At 63.9% G+C, this 4,398-nt stretch carries 4 protein-coding genes and 1 pseudogene; 3 read left to right on the top strand and 2 right to left on the bottom strand.

The genetic code is table 11. From position 1 onward, the window contains the following. Positions 1–224: 224 nt before the first annotated feature. Both TNMX_RS12045 and TNMX_RS13445 read right to left on the bottom strand, forming a co-directional pair. Positions 225–1,658 (bottom strand): NAD-dependent succinate-semialdehyde dehydrogenase, encoded by a 1,434-nt coding sequence (locus TNMX_RS12045; RefSeq protein ID WP_052037998.1) that lies wholly within the window; start codon positions 1,656–1,658, stop codon positions 225–227. Between the two features lie 278 nt (positions 1,659–1,936). After that, a pseudogene (locus tag TNMX_RS13445) lies at positions 1,937–2,518 on the bottom strand (transposase); the annotation flags it as partial. Between the two features lie 551 nt (positions 2,519–3,069). Here TNMX_RS13445 and TNMX_RS12035 point away from each other — a divergent pair. The 3 genes from TNMX_RS12035 (at position 3,070) to TNMX_RS13440 (ending at position 4,275) form a co-directional block, all read left to right on the top strand. Continuing rightward, a complete protein-coding gene (locus tag TNMX_RS12035) occupies positions 3,070–3,333 on the top strand; it encodes a type II toxin-antitoxin system Phd/YefM family antitoxin (protein ID WP_038032572.1) in 264 nt (87 codons plus the stop codon). A gap of 6 nt (positions 3,334–3,339) precedes the next feature. Next, entirely contained in the window at positions 3,340–3,759 is a 420-nt protein-coding gene (locus TNMX_RS12030; RefSeq protein ID WP_084221160.1) for a type II toxin-antitoxin system VapC family toxin, read from the top strand. Positions 3,760–4,074: 315 nt separating this feature from the next. Next, a complete protein-coding gene (locus TNMX_RS13440) occupies positions 4,075–4,275 on the top strand; it encodes a hypothetical protein (RefSeq protein ID WP_253269412.1) in 201 nt (66 codons plus the stop codon). The last annotated feature ends 123 nt before the right edge of the window (positions 4,276–4,398 follow it).

The following is a 4,398-nucleotide window of genomic DNA, read 5'->3' as shown; positions in this document are numbered from 1 at the left end:
CAGACCCTTACACATAATTCCTTACACTACCTGGCCGGGCCCGCCCTCCTCTTTTCCGGGAGGGGTTTATACCCTTTACTTTTGCTTCCTGCGCTTCCAGGTTCCCAAAAACTTTACGGGGACCTTCTACCCGGGCCCCCATGCGTCAGCAGGGCTACGTTCTGGCCCCAGCCTGCATGGGGTGGTATAAGGCCCACCTTGGGTTCTTGGCGGGGGGTGGTGCCCTAAAGCCCCAGGGAGATGTACTTGACCTCCAAGTACTCCTCTAGACCCCACTTCCCCCCTTCCCGCCCTAGCCCCGATTGCTTCCTCCCCCCGAAGGGGGCCTGGGGCGTGGAGGGTACCCCGTCGTTCACCCCCACGATCCCGTACTCCAGGGCCTCCGCCACCCGGAAGGCCCGGGAGAGGTCCCGGGTGAAGACGTAGGCGGCAAGCCCCACCGGGAAGCCGTTGGCCCACCGCACCGCCTCCGCCTCCTCCTGGAACACGGTGAGGGGCGCCACCGGGCCGAAGGTCTCCTCCCGGAAAAGGAGGCTTTCCGGCTTTACATCTAAAAGCACCGTGGGGGCGAAGAAGAGCCCCTTGGCCTCCCCTCCCGCCACGAGCCTCGCTCCCCGGGAGAGGGCGTCCTCCACGTGGGCGTGGACCTTCCTTAGGGCCGCCTCGTTCACCAGGGGGCCGATGTCCGTCTCCTCGGAAAGGGGATCGCCCACCTTAAGGGCGGAAGCCCTCCTGGCGTAGGCCTCGGCGAAGGCCTCGGCGATGGGGGCCTCCACAAAGACCCGGTTTGCTGCCACGCAGGACTCCCCGGCATTCCGGAACTTGGCCCTTAAGGTCTCCTCCACCGCCCTTTCCAAGTCGGCGTCGGCGAAGACCAAGACAGGCGCCCCGCCCCCAAGCTCCATGGAGACCCGCTTAAGGGTCCTCGCCGCCTTCTCGTAGAGCCGCACCCCCACTTCGGTGCTGCCCGTGAAGGTAAGCTTGCGTATCCTCTCATCCTCCAGGAAGGGCCGGGACACCTCCTCGGGCCTCGAGGTGGGGAGAACCTGCAACACCCCAGGAGGCCCCCCCGCCTCCAGGAAAAGCCACGCCAGGTAGAGGGCGGTGAGGGGGCTTTCCTCCGCAGGCTTGAGCACGAAGGTACACCCTGCTGCCAGAGCCGGGGCTACCTTTCGCGTCACCATGGCCGCGGGGAAGTTCCAGGGGGTGATACCGTAGACCGGCCCCACCGGCTCGTAGCGGACGAGGAGCCTCTTGTGGGGGAACTGGGAGGGGACCGCTTCCCCATAGATGCGCTTCGCCTCTTCGGCGTACCATTCCACGAACCCCGCGGCGTAGACCACCTCGGCCCTCCCCTCCTTGAGGGGTTTTCCCATCTCCAGGGCCATAAGCCGGGCCAGGGGCTCCTGGTGCTCCAGGATGCGCTCGTACCAGCGCCTCAGGACCCGCGCCCTCTCATAGGCCGTGGCCCCGCTCCAGAGGGGGAAGGCCGCCACTGCCTCCTCTAGGGCCTCCTTCGCCTCCTCCTCTCCACAGTCCGCCACCTCGGCCACCCTCTCCCCCGTGGCCGGAGAGACCACGGGGAAGCGCTCCTTTAGGGGCCGCCAGGCCCCGCCGATCAGGGCCTCCACCGGTACCTCGCCCAAGGCGTGGCGCACGGACACCTCCTTATCCCTAACTCTACATCCCTAACCCCCCTTTCGGTTATTCACTCCGAGGCCCTTCACGCTGCCACCCTGGCCACCCAGGTGGGAGGCAAGCCCTCCCGGGCTAGAACTTGGGCCACAAAGGAAAAGGCCGTCACCACCGCCGTCACCTGCCGACTAACCGCCTCAAGGTAGCCCCATCGGGGCTGACCAAGGCCCCGCACCCGTCGCAAACAAGCTGCCAAACCTAAGGAGCCCTTCAACAAACCAAACACCGTCTCCACCTCCCACCTCCGCCGGTACAACCGACGGTAGGCCCCACGCTGAAGCCGCCTCAAGTTCTCCCCCCTCCTTCTTCCCCTCGGCTTCCCCCGCCTCCGGTTGTGCCCAGAAAGGAGCAAAAGCCCCTTCTCCTCTGCAGCCTGAAAAAGCCCCTCGGCATCTTAGGCAGAATCCCCAAGGAGCAGGGAGGGCTTTTCCCCTTCCCAAGAGGCTATCCCCCGCACAAGAGCCCAGCCCACCGGACCATCGTGCCGGTTAGCCGGGGTCACGGAGGTCAGCCCCGTAGGGGCTATCTTGTGGGCCAGGATCTCCCCCGTGTCCAGGTCCAAAAGCAGGTGGAGCTTATACCCGTAGACCCACTGCCCCTTGGAATCCCTCCCCCAACGGGCTTCGGGGTCCGTGGCCTGAGCAGACAGGGCGGTGGCGTCTAAGGCCAGGACCCTTCTTTTGGTCTTCTCCCCCCCTTGCCTTTGCCAAAGGGCCTGCCAGAGGAGGTGTTTACTCCGCTCGCTTACCGTGGCCCGGCTGGGAACGCTGGGCAGGCCCAGGGCCCGGCACAGGGAGGGATCTCGTCGGAGTTCCCGCAGCATGCGTTCCACGGACCAGCCCATAAAGGCGCGGTAGACGTGGGTCACGCGAAGCGTACCTTGGGGCGTAGGAGATGGGTGTGGGTGTAGGTTCTGGGGCGACCGGGTTTGGGGCCAGGTTCTGGGACCTGGAGGGAGCGGATCAGTGTGCGCAGTTGCCACTCGGGGAGTTCTGGTAAGCTGGGAGGGGGCTTGGGTGTTCCCACACATTTATCCAAGCCCCTTCCTTATTGGCGTGTCAATGCATATGCGGGTGAATATCCGAAAGGGGGGACCTGTTATAAAGCAGATATTCTAGGACGTCAAGCGCTCAGGCGTTGGGTGGGCTTTCCGCTTCCCTAGTACCTAGGGATTGCGCCAGGTGAGGCGTTTAGCCTGAACCGAGGAGCCCTGGACTTCAGTCCGGGGAGATCAGCGTGGGATTTAGGAATACCACCAGACCGAGAGGGGCATGGGGGCACCCGGGAACCTTGCGACAGTTCCGGAAAGATCTATAGCGAAATCTCGGCCAGCTGGCTATTGACCAGTCTGTCTAGTGGCTTTATGCTGAGGCCATGGCCAAGACCTGGCAACTGCAAGAGGCCAAGGCCCGCTTTTCCCAGCTGGTGGAGGAGGCCATGAGGGGCCAGCCCCAGTTGGTTACAAGGCGGGGTAGGAAGGCGGTGGTGGTTCTGGACTGGGAGACCTACGCCCGGCTCACGGGAGCGGACCTCTCCCTCTGGCAGGCCCTCCGTCCCCCCAAACCCCTCCCTAACGAGGAAGCCGAGGCCCTCTTTGCCCGGGTGGAGGCGGAGCCCCGGGAGGTTTCCCTCCTTTAGGCGCCCATGGCCTACCTCTTGGACACCAACGTGCTTTCGGAGACGGTCAAGGCAGACCCCCACCCCGGGGTGGTGGGCTGGTTGCAAGCGACCCCCTTAGCGGACACCTACCTTTCGGCCCTGACCCTGGGGGAGCTGGTCCAGGGGGTGGTGCGGGCTCCGGCGAAGCGGAAGCGAACCCTGGAATCCTGGCTTAAACAGGTCAAGCGTCGCTTTTCGGACCGGATCCTGCCCTTGGATACCCCGGTGATGGAGGCCTGGGGCACCCTGATGGGAGAGGCCTTCTTAAGGGGAAAACCCCTTTCGCCCCTGGACGCCATGCTGGCTGCCACCGCCCTGCGCCACGGCCTGGTTCTGGTCACCCGTAACGCCCGCCACTTTGAAGGCCTACCCCTTACGGTGCTCAATCCCTGGGAGGGCGGCTAGCTTGGAGCGTGCGGCAAGGGGCTTGCGTACCCAACTGTGTGCACGCCCGCTTCCTACAGGCTTACTTACCAAAGCCCGCACTGTCTGCCCCTTGGCGCGTTTATCTGTTACCGTAGGCAGGCCAACTGACGGTCGTGTGGGGAATTTTGTGTAGTGGTCTGTGTTACACGGCCTGGTCCTCTACGTGGATGCCAGGGGTCGCTCGCAAGTGCGGGACTGGTTGGAAGACCTCCAGCGCCAAAACCCCAAGCTCCACAATATGCTCTGCGGCTGCTTCGGACGCTGGAGGAGCAAGGCCCGGACCTCCGCCCACCTTTGGCGAAGCCGCTCGCGCATCTCGATGCTCCCATCTGGGAGCTCCGGCACCGCACGGGGATCCGCCTGTACTACTGGCGCCAGGGGGAGTTTCTCTTCGTTGTGGCGGCGGGTGAGCTGAAGGAGCAAGACAGCCCGGATCCCCGGCTTCTCAGGCTTGCTGTTCGGGCCTACAAGGAAATGAGGGGTAAGGTGAACTGATTATGGGCCGGCACATTAACTTCCGTGAATACTTTAACCCAAGTTGCTACCCAAGCATTTGTTGAGCCAAGAGATTTAGGTTGTGGGCCAAGATGAAGGAGAGCACCTTGATCACAAAACCCT

It is taken from the genome of Thermus sp. NMX2.A1, from assembly GCF_000511705.1.
Taxonomy (GTDB): Bacteria; Deinococcota; Deinococci; order Deinococcales; family Thermaceae; genus Thermus; species Thermus scotoductus.
This window is presented reverse-complemented; position numbering and strand designations above follow the sequence as displayed.